We start from the raw sequence: 20,438 nt of genomic DNA on the forward strand, positions 1-20,438 counted from the left end.
CCGCATTCCGCGGCAGCTCTGCGGCTTATTTCACATTTCAGCTTATTCCAGCTTCGTTACATTCCATATTCCTCGAATACTACTCGGTCATTTCCTTAATCTGACGGTACACCTGGCCCTCGCTCAGTCCGTACTCTTCCAGCAGGTCGGCGGGCTTGCCGGACTGGCCGAAGCGGTCCTGAACGCCGATCTTGCAAAACTTCACCGGGCAGCCGTTTTCCAGAAGCACGCTGCCCACGGCGTCGCCCAGTCCGCCGATCACGCTGTGCTCCTCCACGGTCACGATTTTCCCGCACTTGGCCGCGTACTTTAAAATGCAGTCACGGTCAATGGGTTTGATGGTGTGCATGTTGATCACGGCAACGGAAACGCCCTCGGCCTCCAGCTTTTTCGCGCACTCCAGCGCCGTGTTCACCATGATTCCGCAGGCAAATACCGCCACGCCGTTTCCATCCCGCAGCACGTTGGCCTTTCCGATCTCAAAGGGCATCTCCTCCTCGAATACCGGGGAAGGCAGGCGGGCCAGGCGCAGGTAAGCGGGTCCCTGCATATCGGCCAGAGCCATCACGGCCCGGCGGGTCTCGCTGGCGTCACAGGGCACCACCACGGTCATGCCCGGGATCACACGCATAAGCGCCAGATCCTCGATGGCCTGGTGGCTTCCGCCGTCCTCGCCCAGGGTGACGCCCGCGTGGGTCATGCCGAATTTTACGTTAAAATTCGGGTACGCGCAGCCGTTTCTCACCTGATCGTAAGCCCGGCCCGCGCCGAACACCGCAAAGGTGCTGGCAAAGGGAACGTATCCCATGGTGGACAGACCGGCCGCCATGTCCACCATGTTCGCCTCCGCAATACCCGCGTTGAAAAAACGCTCCGGGAATTTGTCCGCAAATGTAGCTGTCATGGTGGCGTGGGCCAGATCCGCGTCCAGCACCACCACCTTCTGATTCTTCTCTCCCAGTTCCGCCAGCGCCTCACCGTAGGCGACGCGGATTGCTTTCAGTTCGCTCATGACTCTTCCTCCAATTCCTTTAATGCCTGACGGCGCTCCTCCTCGCTGGGAGCTTTGCCGTGCCATCCCACCTGATTCTCCATAAAGGACACGCCCTTGCCCTTTACCGTGTGGGCGATGATGCATTTGGGCTTTCCTTCCTGCGCCGCCGCGTCAAGGGCAACCGAAACCTGTCCCAGATCATTTCCGTCAATTTCCAGAACCTGGAATCCGAACGCTGTGAACTTGGCCTTTAAGTCGCCCAGGCTCATAACCTGGTTGTTGGTGCCGTCGATCTGCAGCCCGTTGTTGTCGATGATCACGGTCAGATTGTCCAGGCCGTAGTGAGCCGCCGCCATGGAAGCCTCCCAAACCTGGCCTTCCTGGAGCTCGCCGTCTCCCAGAAGCGTATATACCTTCACATCGCTGTGATCCAGTTTTTTCGCGCCCAGAGCCATGCCCACTGCAATGGAGATGCCCTGTCCCAGGGAGCCAGTGGAGGCGTCCACGCCCGGGCATTTCTTAGCGTCCGGGTGGCCCTGGAGAAAGCTGTGAAGCTGGCGGAAGTTCTTAAATTCCGCCTTGTCGAAAAATCCCCGCTCGCCTAATACCGCGTAGTAACAGGGCGCCGCGTGGCCCTTGGACAGCACGAAGCGGTCCCGGTCCTCCTTCTTCGGATTCTGCGGGTCAATGTTCATTTTGTCGAAAAATAATGTTGTGATAATCTCCACGGCGGACAGTGAGCCGCCCGGATGGCCGGATGCCGCGTCGGCGGTCATATTGATAATATCACGGCGCACTGTGCGGCAGACTTTTTCCAGACTTGCAATTTCCATCATGATTCCTCCATTATGGTCAGCTAAGATTTTGTGTTTCCATCGTCATCATACAATAATACAATCTGATCACAGGATAGCAGAGCATTGTGCAAATGTCAATGATCAATCCCCATAAAAAGAAAACTTTATTGCAGGTTGACAAAAATCCGCTTTGGTATTAGGATAAAAAACATGATTGGTATGACAAATTGCGAGTATGTATAAAGGGGGATTCCCATGGAGTCAGTAAAGCGGATGCCCATCGTCCAACAGGTTGTGGACAAATTAAAGGAATATCTGTTTTCCGGCGAGATCGCAGTGGGCGACAAGCTGCCGGTGGAAAAAGAGCTCTGTGAGCAGTTGGGTGTGGGAAGAGGCACCGTGCGGGAGGCGTTCCGCATATTGGAAGCCACCGGTTATGTGGAGCTGAGACCGGGCAAGGGCGCGTTTGCCGCCAGAACGTCCGAGATCGAGCTGGGCGACGTCATGCAGTGGTTCACCGAGCACGAGGTGGAGACCAAGGATTTTCTGGAGGTCCGCATGGCCATTGAACCGCTGTCCGTTCGCCTGGCCATCGAGCGCTGTTCCGACGAGGACGTGGCGCAGCTGGAACACATCCACAGAAAGTTTACCGCCGCGGTCAACAGCCACGATGTCCCGGCTATCAGCATCAACGACGAGAAGTTCCACTCCGCTATCGTGGAGTTCAGCCGCAACCAGCTGCTGATCAGCATCAGCAAACAGGTGGAAAAGCATGTAAAGAACTTCCGGAGCAAGACCTTCTACATCCCGCAGAACGCGGCCAACGCCATCGAGCCCCACCAGAATATCCTGGACGCCTTCAAGCGGCGGGATGCGGCAGCAGGCGAGCGCAGCATGGAAGAACATTTAAATCTTGTGGTAAAGGATCTGGAAAAATCCACAATAAGATAACGGAAATCCCGCACATTATTTGTCAAAAAGTAATGTGCGGGATATTTTTTGCCTAAAAATTTTAACACTTTCTTAATACCGTACAAATTATAGGTGCTGTTTTTGTGCATATTGCCCAAATTTTTTATAATTTTCGTGCATGGACATTCAAGGTCAAAATGTTATAATACCTGTAATGCATTAAGACATCATACAATCATACAATACAGCAATGGCTGCACATCGTATGAAACAGGAGGAGAAAAAAATGAAAAAAATGTTATCCATGGTACTGTCCGCCTCTATGGTATTGTCCCTGGCGGCCTGCGGCGGCTCAGGGAAAACGGAGACAACAGCAGCTCCCACCACACCGGCTGCAACCGCAGCAGCACAGGACGAGAGCGCCGGCGAGACCGGTTCCCAGGCAGCTGTCTCCGGTTTGGACGCCCTGGCCCCGGTCACCCTGACCATCTATTCGCCGGGCAACGAGAATTCCGTGCCCACCAAGACGATTCTGGAGTACAAAAAGCTGGTTGAGGAAGCTTCCGGCGGCAAGATCACCCTGGATGCCCACCACTCCGGAGAGCTGGGCAACGATGCCGAGGCCCTTCAGTCAGCTCGTATGGGAACCATCGATATCATCTTTGCGGGAACCTCCGGTTTCACAGAGTTTTACGATAAGGCGAAAATCCTGGATCTGCCCTTCCTGTTTGACAGCGCCGAGCAGGCTTACGAGGTAGTAAACGGCGAGATCGGCGAAAAGATCTTCGCGGATCTGCCCTCCTCCGGACTGATCTATCTCTCCGAGGGCGACAACGGCATGCGCCAAATTTCCACCACCAACCGCGCCGTTCATACGGCCGCCGATGTGGAAGGGTTAAAGCTGCGCGTACCCACCAGCCAGATGTATCTGGACTGCTGGGAAGCCCTGGGCGCCAACCCGGTGGCCCTGGCCCTGAACGAACTGGCCATCGCCCTGTCCAACGGCACCGCTGAGGGCCAGGATAACGCCACCTACCATCTGGTTGCCAACGCCACCTACGACGATATTAAATACTTCAGCTTTATCAACTACATGTGGATGGGCTGCACCATGGCCGCCAATGCAGATTCCTGGGAGAAGCTTCCCGCCGAGTATCAGGCGATCCTGAAAGACCAGGCGAAAATTGCCGCCAAATACTCCTTCGACACCATCGCCGAGGACAACCAGGCGGCTACCGAGACGCTGAAGGCCGCGGGTGTGGAATTTGATGAGAACCCGGATATCCAGAGTTTTAAGGACAAGCTGGGCGGGAACGATTATTACCTGCGCTATGAAAATGAACCGTGGTACAGCCAGGAAATTCTGGATGAAATCTTAGCAAAATAAGGATCTGCCAAGGGATTGAACCGATCCAAACCATCAACCAAAGAGGGCTGCAATCCCGCCAGGATTGCAGCCCACCTAAAGAATAAGGGGAGAATACAGTGAAAATCTACAAACAAATCACAGATATTTTTGTGAAGATTGTGTCTGTCATCCTAATGTGCCTTATTGCGAGCCTTGTGGGCGTCATGCTGTATGAGCTGAGCCTGCGCAACTTTTTGAACAAATCCTTCCGCGCCTCTACGGAACTGTGCGGCTTTCTGTTTATGTGGATGGCGTTTTTGGGCGTGATCGTGCTGTACGATCAGGACCGTCTGATCACCCTGGACATGCTGTACGTGCGCGCCACCCCGAAGGTTCAGACCATCTTCTGGATGATTAACAAAATTTTCAGCCTGGGCTTGGGAATCATTATGATCGTCGCCTATCAGGGCATGTACAAAATCAACAGCACCAGCTACTTTTCAACCATGCAGTTTGTGTCCAAAGCCTGGCATTTCCTGCCCATGGCCATCGCGGGCGGTTTTATCGTCGTTAAGACCGCCTACCAGCTTATGGATCGGATTGTAGTCCCACACGGAACCAACACAAACTAAGGGAGGAAGTGTACAATGGCAATCTTTTTCATCACTTTTGTGATTCTTCTGCTGGTCGGTGTCCCGATCAGTATTTCCATCGGCGCCAGCGCCGTGCTGGGCTGCCTGGTTTTGGACTACCCCATGATGGTCATCGGCCAGAAAATGGTCACCGGCATCGACTCCTATCTTCTGATCGCCATTCCGCTGTTCATCCTGGCCGGCAACCTGATGAACGCAGGCAAGATCACGGACAAAATCTTCAGCTTTGCCAAGGAGCTGGTGGGCTGGATTCCCGGCGGTCTTGGGCACGCCAATGTTGTGGCCAGCATCATTTTTGCGGGCATGTCCGGCAGCGCCGCGGCGGATGCAGGCGGCCTGGGCACCATCGAGATGGAAGCCATGACGAAAAACGGTTATGACGAGGACTTTTCCGGTGCGGTGACGGCGGCCTCCTCGGTCATCGGCCCCATTTTCCCGCCCAGCATCCCCCTGATCATTTACGGTGCGACGGCCAGCGTCAGCGTGGCCAAGCTGTTCATGGGCGGCGTGCTGCCCGGTCTGCTGATGGGTGTAGCCCTGATGGTTCTGGTATTTCTCTTTGCCATCAAATATAAGTTTGAGCGCCATCCCTTCCGGCTGGCGGCTCTGGTCCGGCAGTTTTTCGGCTCCATCTTGTCTCTGATCACGCCGCTCATCATTTTAGCGGGATTCACTACCGGCTGGTTCACACCTACCGAGGCTTCCAGCATCGCGGTGGCTTACTCCCTGATCATTGCGCTGATCGTTTACCGCACCATGGACTGGAAAACCTTCACGGACTGCCTGCTGGAATCCGCCATCACCTCGGCCAACACGCTGTTCATCATCGGCACCTCCACGCTGTTTACATACGTGCTGGTGAAAGAGGGAGCCTCCGCTGAAATTGCCAGCTTTATTCTGGGAATCAGCCAGAATCCGGCGGTGATTCTGTTCATCATCAACGTGGTGCTGCTGATCCTTGGCATGTTTATGGAGCCGGGCGCGATCCTGACCCTGATGCTGCCGGTTCTCCTGCCCATTGTCAAGGACTTAAACATCGACCTGGTGCACTTCGGCGTGGTCATGGTATTAAACCTGATGATCGGCCAGGTGACCCCGCCCTTCGGCGTCTGTCTGTTTATCATCTCCGACGTGGCCAAAATCAAGCTGGACCGGCTGTACAAATCCATCCTGCCGTTTTTGATTCCTCTGGTCGTGGTGCTGCTCATGTGTACCTATATTCCCGGTATTGTCACATGGCTGCCCAACATGCTGGTGAAATGACGTTTTGATCTCAAATTTTAAGGCTTCCATATATTTTTGAGAAGCGCTTCGGCGGCGAAAGCGGACGGCCATCCACGGCGTCCGCTTTTTTTCTGGCCTTTATCCCCAATCCCATCCCCTTCATGTTCCTCCGCAGCCGCGGCGGCAACCCATACCAATTTTAAAAATTCTACAACCCGGTGTGCAAAACTCCCTGCAATTATTATTCAAAACGTTGTAACCAGGATTTTTTTGCCACCTTATGCCCCCATTCTTCTCCCATCTTCCACAAATAACCTCCAGCCTTTTTATGCAATCCTCACAAAATCTTCACAACTTTTTTATACCATTCGTGCATAGACATTGCGGCTTAAAATGTTATAATTGTGTTAACGCAAGACGTCATACAATCATACAATATCACAAATGTAACGTCACTCAGGAGGGTAAAAAATGAAAAAAATGTTATCACTGGCACTGTCCGCTTCCATGGTACTGTCCCTGGCAGCCTGCGGCGGATCCGGCAAAACAGAAACTACCGCAGCTCCCGCTCCCGCGGCTACCGAGGCCGCCAGCGAAGCCGCTACCGAGGCTGGCTCTGAGGCCGCTTCCGAGGCCGGCACCGAGGCCGCCGCTTCCGCACTGGACGCGCTGGACCCCGTAACGCTGACCATCTACTCCCCGGGCAACGAGAATTCCGTTCCCACCAAGACCATTCTGGAATACAAGAAGCTGGTTGAGGAGGCTTCCGGCGGCAAGATCACTCTTGACGCCCACCACTCCGGCGAGCTTGGAAACGACGCCGAGGCTCTGCAGTCCGCCCGTATGGGAACCATCGATATCATCTTTGCCGGAACCTCCGGTTTCACAGAGTTCTACGACAAGGCGAAGATCCTGGATCTGCCCTTCCTGTTCGACAGCGCTGAGCAGGCTTACGAGGTTGTAAACGGCGAGATCGGCGAGAAGATTTTCGCAGACCTGCCCTCCACCGGGCTGATCTATCTGGCGGAAGGCGACAACGGCATGCGCCACATCTCCACCACCAACCGTCCCGTACATACGGCGGCAGACGTGGAAGGCTTAAAGCTGCGCGTTCCCACCAGCCAGATGTACCTGGATTGCTGGGAGGCCCTGGGCGCCAACCCCGTAGCCCTGGCTTTAAACGAGCTGGCAATCGCCCTGTCCAACGGCACCGCTGAGGGCCAGGACAACGCCACCTACCACCTGGTAGCCAACGCCACCTACGACGATATCAAGTATTTCAGCTTTATCAACTACATGTGGATGGGCTGCACCATGGCCGCCAACTCCGATTCCTGGGACAAGCTTCCGGCTGAGTATCAGGAGATCTTAAAAGAGCAGGCCAAGGCTGCCGCGAAGTATTCCTTCGACACCATCGCTGAGGACAACAAGGCCGCTACCGAGACTCTGAAGGCCGCAGGCGTTGAGTTCGACGAGAATCCGGACATCCAGAGCTTCATCGACAAGCTGGGCGGAAACGACTACTACTTACGCTACAAAGACGAGCCTTGGTACAACCAGGAGATCCTGGATGAAATCTTAGCAAAATAAAGAGACTCTTCAAGCAGGGGGCTGCATTCCCGCCGGGATTGCAGCCCCTCTAAACGATAAGGGAGTGATACCGTGAAAGTTTATAAGCAAATCACCGACATCTTTGTAAAAATCGTATCCGCCGCCCTGATGGTCCTGGTGGCCGGTATAGTGGGCATCATGCTCTACGAGCTGTGCCTGCGCAATTTCTTCAACAAGTCCTTCCGCTCCTCCACCGAGCTGTGCGGCTTCCTGTTCATGTGGATGGCGTTTCTGGGCGTCGTGGTACTCTACGACAAGGACCGGCTGATCACCCTGGACATGCTGTACGTGCGGGCCAATCCCAAGGTGCAGACCACCTTCTGGTTCATCAACAAGCTGTTCAGCTTCGGCCTGGGCATCATCATGATCGTAGCTTACAAGGGCATGTACAAGATCAACAGCACCAGCTACTTCTCCACCATGCAGTTTCTGTCCAAAGCCTGGCATTTCCTGCCCATGGCCATCGCGGGCGGATTCATTGTCGTAAAGACCGTCTACCAGGTCCTTGACCGGATTCAGACGCTGCGCGGCAAGGCAGTACATTAAAGGAGGGCCCCAAGTATGGCAATATTTTTTATCACCTTCGTTATATTGCTGCTGATCGGCGTGCCGATCAGTATCTCCATCGGCGCCAGCGCGGTTCTGGGCTGCCTGGTTTTAGACTACCCCATGATGGTCATCGGCCAGAAAATGGTCACCGGTATCGATTCCTACCTGCTCATCGCCATCCCGCTGTTCATCCTGGCCGGCAACCTGATGAACGCAGGTAAGATCACGGACAAAATCTTCAGCTTCGCCAAGGAGCTGGTGGGCTGGATTCCCGGAGGTCTGGGACACGCCAACATCGTGGCCAGCATCATTTTCGCGGGCATGTCCGGCAGCGCCGCGGCGGATGCAGGCGGCCTTGGCACCATCGAGATGGAGGCCATGACCAAAAATGGCTACGACGACGACTTTTCCGGCGCGGTGACGGCGGCCTCCTCGGTCATCGGACCCATTTTCCCGCCCAGCATCCCCCTGATCATTTACGGCGCGACGGCCAGCGTCAGCGTGGCCAAGCTGTTCATGGGCGGCGTGCTGCCCGGTCTGCTGATGGGCGTGGCCCTGATGGTTCTGGTATTTCTCTTTGCCATCAAATATAAGTTCGAGCGTCATCCCTTCCACGTGGCGGCCCTGATCCGGCAGTTTTTCGGCTCCATCCTGTCCCTGATCACGCCGCTCATCATCCTGGCGGGATTCACCACCGGCTGGTTCACCCCCACCGAGGCCTCCAGCATCGCCGTGGCCTACTCCCTGATCATCGCGCTGATCGTTTACCGCACCATGGACTGGAAAACCTTCAAGCACTGCCTGCTGGAATCCGCCATCACCTCAGCCAACACCCTGTTCATCATCGGCACCTCCACGCTGTTTACATACGTGCTGGTGAAGGAGGGCGCTTCCACCGCCATCGCCAACTTTATTCTGGGAATCAGCCAGAATCCGGCGGTGATCCTGTTAATCATCAACGTGGTGTTGCTGATCCTTGGCATGTTTATGGAACCGGGCGCGATCCTGACCCTGATGCTGCCGGTGCTCCTGCCCATTATCAAGAGCCTGAACATCGACCTGGTACATTTCGGCGTGGTCATGGTATTAAACCTGATGATCGGCCAGGTGACGCCGCCCTTCGGCGTGTGCCTGTTCGTGATCTCCGACGTTGCCAAGATCAAGCTGGACAAGCTTTACAAGTCCATCCTGCCCTTCCTGGTCCCCCTGGTTGTGGTGCTGCTCATGTGCACCTACATCCCCGGAATCGTCACCTACCTGCCCTCTGTGCTGGTTAAATAAACACAATTATTTTATTCAATCAATTTAAGGAGAATGTTCATATGAAAATCGCATTAATTAATGAAAACAGCCAGGCCGCCAAGAACGAAATGATCTGCGATAACCTGAAAAAGGTCGTAGAGCCCATGGGCCACACGGTTTACAACTACGGCATGTACACCGCTGAGGACGAGACTCAGCTGACCTACGTGATGAACGGCCTGCTGGCCGCTATCCTGCTCAACTCCAAAGCTGCGGACTATGTGGTTACCGGCTGCGGCACCGGCGAGGGCGCAATGCTGGCCTGCAACGTGTTCCCGGGCGTGCTCTGCGGACACATCGTGGACAGCGAGGACGCCTACATGTTCGCCCAGATCAACGACGGCAACGCCATCGCCCTGCCCTTTGCCAAGGGCTTCGGCTGGGGCGCGGAGCTGCGGCTTCAGTACATTTTTGAGAAACTCTTCGGCTGCGAGAGCGGCGGCGGCTATCCCAAGGAGCGGGTGGTGCCGGAGCAGCGCAACAAGAAGATTCTGGACGGCGTGAAGGAAATCACCCACAAAGACATCATGACCATCTTAAAAACCATTGACCAGGACTTCTTAAAGACTGCCATCAGCGGCGAGAAATTCCAGGAGTATTTCTTCCCCAACTGCCAGGTGCCGGAGATTGCGGAGTATTTGAAGAGTGTTTTAGCGTAAGTAAAAAATTTCCTAAAGCGGACAGCCATCCACGGTGTCCGCTTTTTTTCATGCGTTTATCCCCAAATCCATCAATAAAATCCACCTGAATTGCAAATCCTAATCCCATCAACGGCAAATTCCACCGGCATGGGCGGCCATGTGCCGCATCTGTCCGAACTACCGCAAAATCGCGGAGGTCCATACGATATTTTTTTAACTTATAAAAAACCCTTGACTTTTCTAACTGTAATAATTATAATTACAATTATTAAATGTAACCTTTTTAATTACAGTTTGTTTTGAAAGGACCGCCTATGCAAACGCTGATTGGATATATCGGAACCTATGAATCCCCGGCCAGTCCGGGTATCGATTGTTTTTCTCTGGATTTGGAGACGGGCCGCCTGTCCGCGCCACAGCGCCGTTTTGCGGTCCCGGACTCCAAGTATCTCTCCCTTTTTGACGGCATTCTGGCCGCGCCCGTCCGCAGGGACGGGCGGGCCGGAATCTGCCTGCTCGATATCGATTCACCCGGTGATTCCCCTCTGGGTGAATGCCTGCCGGAACAATCCCCGGCCTGCTTCGTGACACAGGATGAGCGGTATGTTTACACCGCCAACTACCACGAGGGAAATGTGCTGGTTTATGATAAATCAGGCAAAACGCCCCGGCTGGCGCGGACAATCTCCATCGCGCCCGGGGCGGGCTGTCATCAGATTCTGTTCACCGGCGATTACATGCTGGTTCCCTGCCTGCTGCTGGACCGGGTAAACATCTATGATCGCAGCCAAAATTTCGCAGAAGCCGGAGCCATTCCGTTTGAACCGGGCACCGGCCCCCGCCACGGCGTCTTTGACCGGGCGGGCAGGCGGCTGTTTTTGGTCAGCGAGCTGAGCAATGAACTGTTTGTCTATGAGTGGACGGATCCCACATCCGTCCGGCTGCGGGGGAGAACCCCCATACTCCCGCAAAACTTCACCTCGGACCCGGCCCCCGCTTCCGCCGCCATCCGTCTGTCCGCAGACGAACGGTTCCTGTATGTTTCCACCCGATTTGCGGACGTGATCACGGTATTCGCCCTGGACGGATTCCAGGCAACGCCCATCCAACAGGTGGGCAGCGGCGGCGTCCATCCCCGGGATTTCGTCCTGACGCCGGACGGAAACTATCTGCTGGCGGCCAACCGCACCCAGGGCGGCCTGGCCTGCTTCCGCCTGGACCCGGAAAGCGGGAAAATCGGCGCGCTCTGTTCCAGCGTGCCAGCGCCGGAGGCGGTGTCCATTGTGTTATCGCAGGACAAACGGAGTAACGCAACTGGTGCAGTATAGCCGGCGCAATACTACCGGTGCAGGACGAACGGCGCAGCATAATTGGGCAGTACAGCCGGTTCAACGCAGCCAGCGCAGTATAACCCGCCACAATCCACCAACCCCAATCACATAATCATCCGCCGGAGGAGTCAAACCGGGCAAACGCCCGGACCACATTCCCGTTTTCCCCATCCCGGGCATTTCCCTTCCAGAGCCTCCTCCTCCCCGCGGATTCCACCTATAGGAAAGGAGCATCCCCGTATGAACACATCACAGAAATCCGACATCGGAATCATCGGCCTCTCCGTCATGGGCCGCAGCCTGGCCCTGAACATGGCGGACCACGGCTTTAAGGTCAGCGGCTACAACCGCAGCGCCTCCGTGACCGAACAGGTCATGGAGGATCATCCCCACAAAAATCTATTTCCCTTTTATTCCCTGGATGAATTTGTAAATTCTTTAGAGCACCCCAGAAAGGTCATGCTGATGATCCAGGCCGGAGCGCCGGTGGACGCGGTCATCGATCAGCTGATCCCCCTGCTGGAACAGGGCGATATCGTCATGGACGGCGGCAACTCCTTCTTTGAGGACACCCGCAGGCGCTCCAAAACCCTGGCCGATGCGGGCATCCACTACCTGGGCGTGGGTATCTCCGGCGGCGAGGAAGGCGCCCGGTTCGGCCCCTCCATCATGCCCGGCGGCGAGGAGAGCGCCTACCAGGTCGTCCGTCCCATTCTGGATGCCATCGCGGCCAAGGCCATGGGCGCCCCCTGCTGCGCCTACATTGGTCCGGACGGCGCGGGGCATTACGTTAAAATGGTCCACAACGGCATCGAGTACGCGGATATGCAGCTCATTGCAGAAGCTTACCTGCTTCTGAAGTATGTGGGAAACTTTTCCAATTTTGAACTTTCCGACATTTTCCGGGAATGGAATCAGGGCGAATTAAAGAGCTATCTGATCGGCATCACCGCCGGGATCTTCCGGGAAGCCGACGATCTGGACGGTGGGCAGCTCATCGACCGAATCCTGGACAGCGCAAAGCAGAAGGGCACCGGACGCTGGGCCAGCATCGAATCCCTGAAGCAGGGCGTTGACATTTCCATGATCACCTCGGCCTGCGGCGCGCGCATCCTCTCCAACCACCTGGACGAGCGGAAAATGGCCTCGGCGCAGATCGAAGGCCCCGCAATCCGGCAGGCTGACGACCGCGCGGCCTTCGCAGAGACCGTGCGCCGGGCCCTGTACGCCGGAAAAATCATCGCCTACGCCCAGGGCTTCTCCCTGATGCAGGACGCCTCGGAGCGATACGGCTGGAACCTGGACCTTGGGACAATCGCCTCCATCTTCCGGGCCGGATGTATTATCCAGGCCGTGTTCCTGGACGACATCACAAAGGCTTATGAGGCCGATTCAAACGCCGGGAACCTGATGTTTCACCCATTCTTCCGGAGCCGGATCAACGAGTACCAGGACAGCCTGCGCCGCGCCGTCTCCACTGGCGTGTTAAACGGCCTGCCCGTTCCCGCCCTGTCCCAGGCCGCTTCCTATTTGGACGCCTTCCGCTCCCCCGCCTCCGGCGCCAACTTAATCCAGGCCCAGCGGGACTGCTTCGGCGCGCACACCTACGAGCGCAACGACCGGCCCGGAAGCTTCCACCATGAATGGAGGATTACAGATGACAATTAACCCAAACATCACCATATTCGGCGGCACCGGCGACCTGACCTTCCGCAAGCTGCTCCCGGCCCTCTACACCATGCACGTGGCCGGGAAGCTGCCGGAAAACAGCCGCATCCTCATCATCGGACGGCGGGACTACGACAGCGCCGCCTACCGCGAGACGGCAAGGAACTGGGTGGAGAAATTCACCCGCCTTCCCTTCAGACCCGCGGACTTCCAGGCGTTTGCCGGAAAGATCGACTATTACCGCATGGATTTCTCCGACCACGAGGCCTACCGCGGGCTGAACCGGTATTACGCCGGTAACCGCATCGGCTCCCATATCTTCTACTTTGCCGTGGCTCCCCGCTTTTTCAGCGTGATCACGGAAGGCCTGAAGCTGGTGGACGGCGCAAAAAACGGCAAGGTAATCATCGAAAAACCCTTTGGCGAGGACTTAGCCGCCGCCAAAACGCTGAACGGGGAGCTGGAGGACTACTTTGGGCCGGAGCAGATCTACCGCATCGACCATTACCTGGGCAAGGAGATGGTGCGCAACATCCAGGCCATCCGCTTCACCAACCCCATTTTCACCGATATCTGGAACTCCGGGCACATTGAATCCGTACAGATTTCCGCTCTGGAGGACATGGGTGTGGAAACCCGGGGCGGCTACTACGACGCCAGCGGCGCGCTAAAGGACATGGTGCAGAACCATCTGTTCCAGATTCTGTCCATCATGGCCATGGAACAGCCTGAATCCTTCACCCCCAAGGGGCTTCACGACGCCCAGCTGGGCGTGTTCCGGGACTTGCGGCCCGCCGGCTCCGAGACCATCGGGGACACGCTGGTGCTGGGGCAGTACGAGGGCTACCGGAAGGAGCCCCTGGTGGCCCCGGACTCCTCCACGGAGACCTTCGCCGGATTGCGCCTCTTTATCGACAATGAGCGCTGGCGCGGCACGCCCTTCTACATCCGCACCGGAAAAAAGACGGGAACCCGCCAGATCGAGCTCTCCGTCATTTTCCGCCGCCCCTACCCGGAGGTGGAGCCCAACGTGCTGATCATCAAAATCCAGCCCACCGAGGGCGTTTACCTCCAGTTCAACATCAAACGGCCGGGCGACACCGACGATATCATCCCGGCCAAAATGGATTTCTGCCAAAACTGCAACCTGGTCCATCAGCTGAACACCCCTGAGGCCTACGAACGGCTGCTGACCGCCTGCATCCTGGGAGAGCGCTCCTGGTTTTCCCAGTGGGACCAGATCGAGTACGGTTGGAATTTCATCGGCCGCCTGAAAGAACTGTACCGGCATGCAGGGCTTCCGGTATACCCCTACCGCCCGGGCGAACGCGGTCCGGCGCAGGCGGAGGAACTTCTGAGCCGCCACGGTCACAGCTGGTTTGAGGAAGGGTAACCCACAAACCGCATACACCCGCTGACATTCCCCAGCCGGAAAGGCCGTCCTGATCACGCATCCGGACGGCCTTTCCGGTCGGGTCCGGTCAATATTTTTTCCATCCGCCCGGTCCAGTACGCCCCCCGTTCCCGGTCTAAGGGAACCGGACCTCTGCCGGTGCGGCACCAATGGGCCAGCAGCCCGATCTGCTCCGCAAAATCTTCCCGGCCAAGGTTCCTGCAATACGCCTGGAAAATGCCGTCGCAGTCCGTTCCCGCCGCGGCCTCTCCCTGCTCCTCCGCCTTGTTGAACCAGTAAAGGGCCGCCAGATCATTCCGTTCCAGGCCGATGCCTCGGTTGTACAGCACCCCCATCCGGTTCTGGGACTCTGCGTCCTTCCCGTATTCGGCCAACGCCCGGACGATTTTTACCTCATTTTCAAAATCTTCCTTCTCAATGCAGAAATTAACCATCTGCTTCAGACAGGAAATGGATGCGGCCCGCGTCTCCTGTTCCCCGAAAACCCGCTCTGAAAAGGCCACCGCCTTTTTCCACAACAATTCCGGAGTCAGCCGGTCCAGATCCTGCCTGAAATAATCCAGGGTACTCTTGGCAAGCAGCCGGCCGGCCTCCTCTTTCCCCTGGTTCTGCGCCTGAAAAAACCAGTAAGCCGCCTCCAAAAAATCCTGTTTCGTCCCCTTTCCCATGGCGCAGAGCGCTCCCATCTGGTACGCCGCAAGCCCGGAATCCGTCAGATCGAGAATTTCCCTGTAAATCTGGACAGCATATTCATAGTCGGAATGTTTTAATGCCATTTCCGCCAGAAAACATTTGGCTTCAATCACGGTCTGGGAAAGCCGCTCCCCTTTTTCCGTCGTGCTCATACACATTTCCTCCCTGTTTTTGATGAGCCCAGTTTACCACATCCCCTTGATAAATAATTAAACCTTTTTCCGCTCTCCTGTCATTCCCGCCGGATCATTCCCCCCACAGCGAAGAGAACAAGGCCTATGCCGATGAACATAAGTCCGCCCTCCCGGTCAGGCAGCGAGTAAATGGTATCATAGACAATCACAAACACTCCGACCAGAATAAAAAAAATTCCAAAGCCCTTCAGCCATCTGCGAACCTTCCTCCAATCCGTCTCCATCCGTCTCTCCTTCCTCTCAGCGTTTCACTAATTTCCCTCAATCCGAAAGGACTCCCCCTTGGACCCCAGGTAAAACACATCCCCTGTTTTCAACAGATAGCCCTTTTTGGGCGGCAGCTGCACGCCGTTTAAATAGGTCCCGTAGGTGGAACCCAGATCCGCCAGATACATGTGCCCGTTCTGCACCAGAATTTCGCAGTGCTTTTCATTGATTCCCGCGGTACCCATGGGATAACAGAGATTGCAGCTGGAGTCCGTTCCAAAGAACACCTGCGTGTTTTTTATCCCAAACGCACGGTTGGCAAAGGTCCCGCTGATCCCCGCCACCTTCATATTGGGAAGCAGATTGTCTCTGGGATTGGAAGCCGCGGCGGCAGCCAGCTGCGCAAAACATTTTCTGAGCACATAGCGGGCGCTGAACCACAAAATGGCGATGGTGAGCGCTAGCTTCATCACAAAAAAGGCGTTGTAGGACTCCGTCCTTGTGTTCCATATAAAATGCGCGATAAAGGAAGCGGCGAAGGTCAGGTAGAAATCCCGGTTTTGAAAGCATCTTTTTGTTATCCGGTTGCCGTTCATATGCAGAGCAACCGCTGCGGCATAGGGCGCGCAGAACAACGTGTGCCCGCAGACCGCAAACACCCCTCTGAGCGCCTCGTTCATCACAATGGCTTCAAAGGCTTCCTCCCAGATGTAGAAACCGCCCACCTGCACCCAGTCCACCATATTGTAGGCGTACTGGGCTGACTCAAAACCGCCGAATCCGGCTCCCACCGCCGCCCCGATCACCAGCCCCGTGATGCCGTACACCTTCCGGTTTTTGCCGGACCCGAACATTTTAATCAGAAGCACCGCCACAATCAGTTTTCCCGGCTCCTCGCTGAACGGGGCCAGCGACGCGGCCCCCTGGGGCGCCACGATATCGACGATCAGCGTGGCCAGAATCGACAGCATGCCGCCCACCATGAAATAGCCCAAAAGCTGGTAGATCGAAATATTCCTGGGCACGTTCAGCTCCCAGAAAAACACCATCAGCGCAAAGGGCACAACGATGGGCGGAACGATCACGAACAGCAGGTTCAGCGCAGCGATGTGGGAAATCTCAAATAGCTGGATGCAGGCATACACAATCGCAAAAATAATAAACGAAATTGCGATTCCGCCGATCAAAATCGCCCGGAACAGCCATGGTTTCCTCCACTTCTGCAGCATGTTGGACTCTGTGGCGGAATCCATGGAGGTACCGGCGATCATAGCGTACTCCATGTCCTGCCTGCTGTGCTTTTTCAAACTGTCGGAAAACATATCCAACCAGGTTATTTTATAGGGATTCCGCAAAATCTTATCATAAATGCTTGTGTATGCCATTGTGCCATCCTCCGTAAAACAGCTTTTTCATCTTCTGTATTTGCATCTCACGTCAATTCACCCGGAAGTTCACCACCAGTGGACCGCAGCTGTGGAACATGCCGCAGGCGCAGGTCTTGCTGTAAGAATCTGCCTTCTGGGCTTTCAGTTTTTTCGGTGCTTTATACTTTTTCATCCGTCTCACCTCCTTTCACGTGATTCAGATAAACCTCATGGCTGGCGCGGCTGATCATGCAGGTGTCGGAGCAGGGTTTCAGGGAACCGTTCTCGCGCAGCGCATTTCCAAGGCAGATTCCGCACCAGTTTTTATCCGCGCAGCCGCTGCAGTTTCCGCTGATCTGATGGAATTTTAACTCCCTGATCCCGCGCAGCGCCTCAGAGGTATTCCATACGCTCTTGATGCCATCGCCTCCGACCGTGCCCAGCAGAATGGGGTTGGCGTTGCAGGCGTAGATTTCCCCCCAGGGATTCACGGACAGAGCGTCCAGACCGCTGGCGCACACGTAGTCCCCCCGCTCCCCTTCCATCGGCTCCGTGCCGTGAAGCCCATACTGGTATTCCAGCTCCAGGATCCGTCTGTATTCTTCCGGATCCATCAGGCGGTACGCCCCGGCCGGCTTCCCCCGATGGGTGGGCATGACTGTCAAACTGGACATGACGCGGATATCCAGGCGTTTTCCCAGCTTCAAAAGCTCCTCATACCCCCGGACGTTCTGCTTTATCACAACCGTTTTGATAAAGGTATCGATCCCGGCGCACTTGCAGGTCATCATGGTTCTCAGGCTTTTCTCAAAGGATCCGGGCACACCGGTGACGGCGTCGTGGTCCTCAGCCTTCCCGCCGTAAAAGCTGAAGGAAATACTGTTGGGCCTCAGCATAATCAACCGGTCCATCATGCGATCGTCCACATACAGGCCGTTGGTATAGATATCCACCATAAGCCCGATCCGCTTGGCGTAAAACGCGATCTCAAAAAAGTCCCTGTGCAGGGTGGGTTCTCCCCCGGTCAGCAAAACGCCCATGCAGCCCAACTCCCGGATGTCGTCTAAAAGCGTCCGATAGTCCGAAAAAGACAGTTCCCCGTCCCCGCTCTCCCGGTCATCCACATAGCAGTGGATGCACTTCTCATTGCAGCGGTAGGTTAACTCCAGGCAGACCGTAAGAAGCCGGCGTTCCCGGTAACACACCTCCCGGATCAAATCCCGGATGCGGTCCGGCGGCTCCGCCGCGCGGCTCTCCTCCGGTTCCTCCGCCGACACAATGCGATCTCCCGCAAGCTCTTCCAAAAACTGCTCCATGTCGGAGCGCAGGGTATCCACGAAATCCGCCTGGTCCCCGGAATCCGCCTCGCAGACGGTGCAAAGGTATCCCGCCAGCTGCTGCGGCGTGCAGCCGCCCTCAGCGCTCAAAGCCTCCAGAACGTCATAGCATATCTCATTGTACAGGTAATCCATCCTGTCCCGGACATTGCGGACATAGGTGTATTCACCGTAACGTCCATAGTAGATATCCGGGTTAATCGTGTACTTCATCCTTCTTCCCCCTGTCCCCTACGATTTTGGACCGCTCAATCAGGCGGCGTCCCAGGCTCTCATCTTTCGGCAAAATGGTTCCGGCGCCCTTCAACATCAGCGTTCCAAGCGTAGACAGGGCCTGGCCGCAGTCCTTGCGGGCTGCTTCCTTTAAAAGCTGGAGCCCCGCCAGATCATTTTTCCCGATTCCATGCGCTCCGTTAATATAACAGCGCCCCAGATAATCCTGGGCCGGACCGTAACCGCAGCTTGCGGCGGCGTACAGCAGAATCATCGCGCGCTCTGGATCCGTTTGGAAGAGCGCCGCCGATTCCTGGTAAAAGCGTTTTCCCCGATCCGCGGGATTTAGAGCGCTTGTTCCTGCCCAGGCAGCCGTCTCCCCCATACCCCCACAGTACAGGGAACGGCTGAACTGCCTGCACGGTTGTGAGCACAGCCACTCCCTCAGCTTCTCCAGCCGGAGAACCCCGAATGGATCCGGAATATCCTCCGCCAGAAGCTGATAAACCATCCGCTCCGCCTTTGACATGGACTCCACCGGACGGCGGCAATCTTCCCTCGGCCAGCCGTGAAACACGGCGGACGTGCCCATGGATTTGCTCAAATAGCCAAATACCGCCTGGGCGTCCCCCGCGGCCACGGCGGCTCCCCGGTCGGCCGTAAATTCTGCGTATTTGCGCCACTGGACGAGAAGGGCCTTGACCATCATGGCGGCCGCGCTTCCCACAAGCGGGATACTGAGGAACAGCTCGTCCGCCAGATTCCCCATGTTCAGATATTTCACATGCCCGTGCTGTATATGGGAAATGGCGCTTCCGAACATCGCCGTCAGCTCCGGATCCGTCAGCGTTTCCAGGCAGGTGCTGCTCAAAACCACCGCACATTTGCCGTCCGTGCCATAAATCTTCGGCGCAAACTGGTGGGAGAGCTCCAGATACATCGGAACCTCCTCCCGGAATTCCAGCCGCCTGGCCGCAAGCCGGTACAGGTAATGGAGCCGCGGCTGCGCGGCTTTGGTGACTCTGAAATTCCTTCCCTGAAGCCGGGCAAAATCCGTGGCGTCCGCGTAAATCTTCTCAAACAGCTTAAGCGCGGCCTGAAATTCCTTTCTCCGGACCAGTTCATGCAGCGCGGCCTTTTCCTCTGGGTAACGGTAATCAATCATCGGCTCTCCTCGCTTCAATCTGTCCTGACGTTTGATAGAATTTTTCCAGCTCCTGATAACGCAGCGGCAGCCAGCTCTGATCAGACGTCGCAGAATTGTAAATATTCACCAAACTGTCCAGCCCGTCCGCATGGGTAAAGCGTTCCATCTGTTCCCGGTACAAATCCCCCGGCGCGCCAAACCGAAAGCCGTCCAGAATCTCCCTTGGAAGCCGATTGAGGAAAATGCTTCGGATCGACAGAGGATAATCCCCGGTCAGAACCAAAAACGCACGGTCGCAGGTGTACATCCTGCAGCGCTTCCAGTCGTTCAGCAGGCCCGCCAGGGCCGCCACCGCCGCTTTGGGCAGACTCATCTGCTGTAAAACCGCATCGAGCGCCCAGATGAGCAGCAGCCCCCTGTGGTGTCCGACGCGGATTGCGGCGGCCTGCGCCCCCAGAATACCGGCCATCATCCGCTCCCCCTCCCGCTTCAGGGTCTTTAAATAGAAGGAGGAAACCAGAAGGAAGGGCCTGCCGATTCCGCAAATCTCGATGGTCCGGTCATAATCGTGAATGAGATAGATTTCCGGAACCTCCGCGCAGCCGAGCCGGGCGCAGGCGCGCTCCAGGGCCCGGATCACATCCGAAGCGTTTTCACGGGACAGACGGACGCAGGATTCCCGGTACACGTACGTGTAAATATCATCGATGTTTTGATCCCGGAGCCACTGGAATACCTTTTCCGTCATGGGATGGCCCATAATCTCCGAAATCAGTTTTTGATCCTTTTCATGCTGATACAGCCCGGGCTGTATCTGGCGTTCTGCCGGTACCATA

General features: G+C 56.1%; 20 protein-coding genes. 11 read left to right on the forward strand and 9 right to left on the reverse strand.

Going from position 1 to position 20,438, the window contains the following annotated elements:
• Nucleotides 1-79 precede the first annotated feature (79 nt).
• Both ACK2JC_RS11505 and ACK2JC_RS11510 read right to left on the reverse strand, forming a co-directional pair.
• Nucleotides 80-1,012, reverse strand: a complete 933-nt coding sequence (locus ACK2JC_RS11505) for a transketolase family protein (protein WP_092369997.1) — start codon at nt 1,010-1,012, stop codon at nt 80-82.
• Entirely contained in the window at nt 1,009-1,827 is an 819-nt protein-coding gene (locus ACK2JC_RS11510; protein WP_092369999.1) for a transketolase, read from the reverse strand. Before ACK2JC_RS11510 ends, ACK2JC_RS11505 begins: the two co-directional genes overlap by 4 nt.
• A 219-nt stretch (nt 1,828-2,046) precedes the next feature.
• Here ACK2JC_RS11510 and ACK2JC_RS11515 point away from each other — a divergent pair, with 219 nt between their 5' ends.
• The 11 genes from ACK2JC_RS11515 to zwf all read left to right on the forward strand — a co-directional run bounded on the left by ACK2JC_RS11515 (nt 2,047) and on the right by zwf (nt 14,423).
• Nucleotides 2,047-2,742 (forward strand): FadR/GntR family transcriptional regulator, encoded by a 696-nt coding sequence (locus ACK2JC_RS11515; protein WP_007719509.1) that lies wholly within the window; start codon nt 2,047-2,049, stop codon nt 2,740-2,742.
• A 247-nt stretch (nt 2,743-2,989) separates the two neighbouring features.
• A complete protein-coding gene (locus tag ACK2JC_RS11520; RefSeq protein ID WP_320937250.1) occupies nt 2,990-4,090 on the forward strand; it encodes a TRAP transporter substrate-binding protein in 1,101 nt (366 codons plus the stop codon).
• A gap of 98 nt (nt 4,091-4,188) precedes the next feature.
• On the forward strand, nt 4,189-4,683 hold the full coding sequence (locus ACK2JC_RS11525) for a TRAP transporter small permease (protein ID WP_118755053.1): 495 nt from the start codon (nt 4,189-4,191) through the stop codon (nt 4,681-4,683).
• A gap of 15 nt (nt 4,684-4,698) precedes the next feature.
• Nucleotides 4,699-5,967 carry a TRAP transporter large permease gene (locus ACK2JC_RS11530; protein ID WP_118755052.1) on the forward strand — a complete coding sequence of 423 codons (1,269 nt, stop codon included), beginning with the start codon at nt 4,699-4,701 and terminating at the stop codon, nt 5,965-5,967.
• 432 nt (nt 5,968-6,399) lie between these two features.
• Nucleotides 6,400-7,518 (forward strand): TRAP transporter substrate-binding protein, encoded by a 1,119-nt coding sequence (locus ACK2JC_RS11535; RefSeq protein WP_118755051.1) that lies wholly within the window; start codon nt 6,400-6,402, stop codon nt 7,516-7,518.
• A gap of 72 nt (nt 7,519-7,590) precedes the next feature.
• On the forward strand, nt 7,591-8,085 hold the full coding sequence (locus tag ACK2JC_RS11540; RefSeq protein ID WP_024737584.1) for a TRAP transporter small permease: 495 nt from the start codon (nt 7,591-7,593) through the stop codon (nt 8,083-8,085).
• A 15-nt stretch (nt 8,086-8,100) separates the two neighbouring features.
• The gene (locus ACK2JC_RS11545; RefSeq protein WP_092370013.1) at nt 8,101-9,369 is read left to right on the forward strand and encodes a TRAP transporter large permease; all 1,269 of its coding nucleotides are present in this window, start codon (nt 8,101-8,103) and stop codon (nt 9,367-9,369) included.
• A gap of 41 nt (nt 9,370-9,410) precedes the next feature.
• Nucleotides 9,411-10,049, forward strand: a complete 639-nt coding sequence (locus ACK2JC_RS11550; RefSeq protein WP_024737582.1) for an RpiB/LacA/LacB family sugar-phosphate isomerase — start codon at nt 9,411-9,413, stop codon at nt 10,047-10,049.
• Between the two features lie 296 nt (nt 10,050-10,345).
• On the forward strand, nt 10,346-11,359 hold the full coding sequence (locus ACK2JC_RS11555; protein ID WP_320937248.1) for a beta-propeller fold lactonase family protein: 1,014 nt from the start codon (nt 10,346-10,348) through the stop codon (nt 11,357-11,359).
• Between the two features lie 243 nt (nt 11,360-11,602).
• Nucleotides 11,603-13,030, forward strand: coding sequence for an NADP-dependent phosphogluconate dehydrogenase (gene gndA / locus ACK2JC_RS11560; protein ID WP_320937247.1), 1,428 nt, complete (start codon nt 11,603-11,605; stop codon nt 13,028-13,030).
• Nucleotides 13,020-14,423 (forward strand): glucose-6-phosphate dehydrogenase, encoded by a 1,404-nt coding sequence (gene zwf / locus ACK2JC_RS11565; protein WP_320937246.1) that lies wholly within the window; start codon nt 13,020-13,022, stop codon nt 14,421-14,423. Before gndA ends, zwf begins: the two co-directional genes overlap by 11 nt.
• Before the next feature lie 53 nt (nt 14,424-14,476).
• Here zwf and ACK2JC_RS11570 read toward each other — a convergent pair whose 3' ends face one another.
• The 7 genes from ACK2JC_RS11570 to ACK2JC_RS11600 all read right to left on the reverse strand — a co-directional run bounded on the left by ACK2JC_RS11570 (nt 14,477) and on the right by ACK2JC_RS11600 (nt 20,437).
• Nucleotides 14,477-15,289, reverse strand: a complete 813-nt coding sequence (locus tag ACK2JC_RS11570) for a tetratricopeptide repeat protein (RefSeq protein ID WP_227167719.1) — start codon at nt 15,287-15,289, stop codon at nt 14,477-14,479.
• Between the two features lie 80 nt (nt 15,290-15,369).
• On the reverse strand, nt 15,370-15,555 hold the full coding sequence (locus tag ACK2JC_RS11575) for a hypothetical protein (protein WP_309471859.1): 186 nt from the start codon (nt 15,553-15,555) through the stop codon (nt 15,370-15,372).
• 27 nt (nt 15,556-15,582) lie between these two features.
• Nucleotides 15,583-16,923 (reverse strand): FHA domain-containing protein, encoded by a 1,341-nt coding sequence (locus ACK2JC_RS11580; RefSeq protein ID WP_320937245.1) that lies wholly within the window; start codon nt 16,921-16,923, stop codon nt 15,583-15,585.
• 52 nt (nt 16,924-16,975) lie between these two features.
• A complete protein-coding gene (locus ACK2JC_RS11585; protein ID WP_007719554.1) occupies nt 16,976-17,098 on the reverse strand; it encodes a hypothetical protein in 123 nt (40 codons plus the stop codon).
• Nucleotides 17,085-18,455 carry a radical SAM protein gene (locus ACK2JC_RS11590; RefSeq protein WP_320937244.1) on the reverse strand — a complete coding sequence of 457 codons (1,371 nt, stop codon included), beginning with the start codon at nt 18,453-18,455 and terminating at the stop codon, nt 17,085-17,087. Before ACK2JC_RS11590 ends, ACK2JC_RS11585 begins: the two co-directional genes overlap by 14 nt.
• A complete protein-coding gene (locus tag ACK2JC_RS11595) occupies nt 18,439-19,620 on the reverse strand; it encodes a M48 family metalloprotease (RefSeq protein WP_320937243.1) in 1,182 nt (393 codons plus the stop codon). The genes ACK2JC_RS11590 and ACK2JC_RS11595 overlap by 17 nt, the downstream gene beginning before the upstream one ends.
• Entirely contained in the window at nt 19,613-20,437 is an 825-nt protein-coding gene (locus tag ACK2JC_RS11600; RefSeq protein WP_320937242.1) for a hypothetical protein, read from the reverse strand. The genes ACK2JC_RS11595 and ACK2JC_RS11600 overlap by 8 nt, the downstream gene beginning before the upstream one ends.
• Nucleotide 20,438 lies beyond the last annotated feature (1 nt).

Source organism: Enterocloster lavalensis (genome assembly GCF_046603895.1).
Taxonomy (GTDB): Bacteria; Bacillota; Clostridia; order Lachnospirales; family Lachnospiraceae; genus Enterocloster; species Enterocloster lavalensis.

Bases quoted from the DNA above. Each gene is read 5' to 3' on its own strand.
- ACK2JC_RS11505 (WP_092369997.1), bottom strand. From the start codon at position 1,012: ATGAGCGAACTGAAAGCAATCCGCGTCGCCTACGGTGAGGCGCTGGCG.
- ACK2JC_RS11510 (WP_092369999.1), bottom strand. From the start codon at position 1,827: ATGGAAATTGCAAGTCTGGAAAAAGTCTGCCGCACAGTGCGCCGTGAT.
- ACK2JC_RS11515 (WP_007719509.1), top strand. From the start codon at position 2,047: ATGGAGTCAGTAAAGCGGATGCCCATCGTCCAACAGGTTGTGGACAAA.
- ACK2JC_RS11520 (WP_320937250.1), top strand. From the start codon at position 2,990: ATGAAAAAAATGTTATCCATGGTACTGTCCGCCTCTATGGTATTGTCC.
- ACK2JC_RS11530 (WP_118755052.1), top strand. From the start codon at position 4,699: ATGGCAATCTTTTTCATCACTTTTGTGATTCTTCTGCTGGTCGGTGTC.
- ACK2JC_RS11535 (WP_118755051.1), top strand. From the start codon at position 6,400: ATGAAAAAAATGTTATCACTGGCACTGTCCGCTTCCATGGTACTGTCC.
- ACK2JC_RS11545 (WP_092370013.1), top strand. From the start codon at position 8,101: ATGGCAATATTTTTTATCACCTTCGTTATATTGCTGCTGATCGGCGTG.
- ACK2JC_RS11550 (WP_024737582.1), top strand. From the start codon at position 9,411: ATGAAAATCGCATTAATTAATGAAAACAGCCAGGCCGCCAAGAACGAA.
- ACK2JC_RS11555 (WP_320937248.1), top strand. From the start codon at position 10,346: ATGCAAACGCTGATTGGATATATCGGAACCTATGAATCCCCGGCCAGT.
- gndA (WP_320937247.1), top strand. From the start codon at position 11,603: ATGAACACATCACAGAAATCCGACATCGGAATCATCGGCCTCTCCGTC.
- zwf (WP_320937246.1), top strand. From the start codon at position 13,020: ATGACAATTAACCCAAACATCACCATATTCGGCGGCACCGGCGACCTG.
- ACK2JC_RS11570 (WP_227167719.1), bottom strand. From the start codon at position 15,289: ATGAGCACGACGGAAAAAGGGGAGCGGCTTTCCCAGACCGTGATTGAA.
- ACK2JC_RS11575 (WP_309471859.1), bottom strand. From the start codon at position 15,555: ATGGAGACGGATTGGAGGAAGGTTCGCAGATGGCTGAAGGGCTTTGGA.
- ACK2JC_RS11580 (WP_320937245.1), bottom strand. From the start codon at position 16,923: ATGGCATACACAAGCATTTATGATAAGATTTTGCGGAATCCCTATAAA.
- ACK2JC_RS11585 (WP_007719554.1), bottom strand. From the start codon at position 17,098: ATGAAAAAGTATAAAGCACCGAAAAAACTGAAAGCCCAGAAGGCAGAT.
- ACK2JC_RS11590 (WP_320937244.1), bottom strand. From the start codon at position 18,455: ATGAAGTACACGATTAACCCGGATATCTACTATGGACGTTACGGTGAA.
- ACK2JC_RS11595 (WP_320937243.1), bottom strand. From the start codon at position 19,620: ATGATTGATTACCGTTACCCAGAGGAAAAGGCCGCGCTGCATGAACTG.
- ACK2JC_RS11600 (WP_320937242.1), bottom strand. From the start codon at position 20,437: ATGGTACCGGCAGAACGCCAGATACAGCCCGGGCTGTATCAGCATGAA.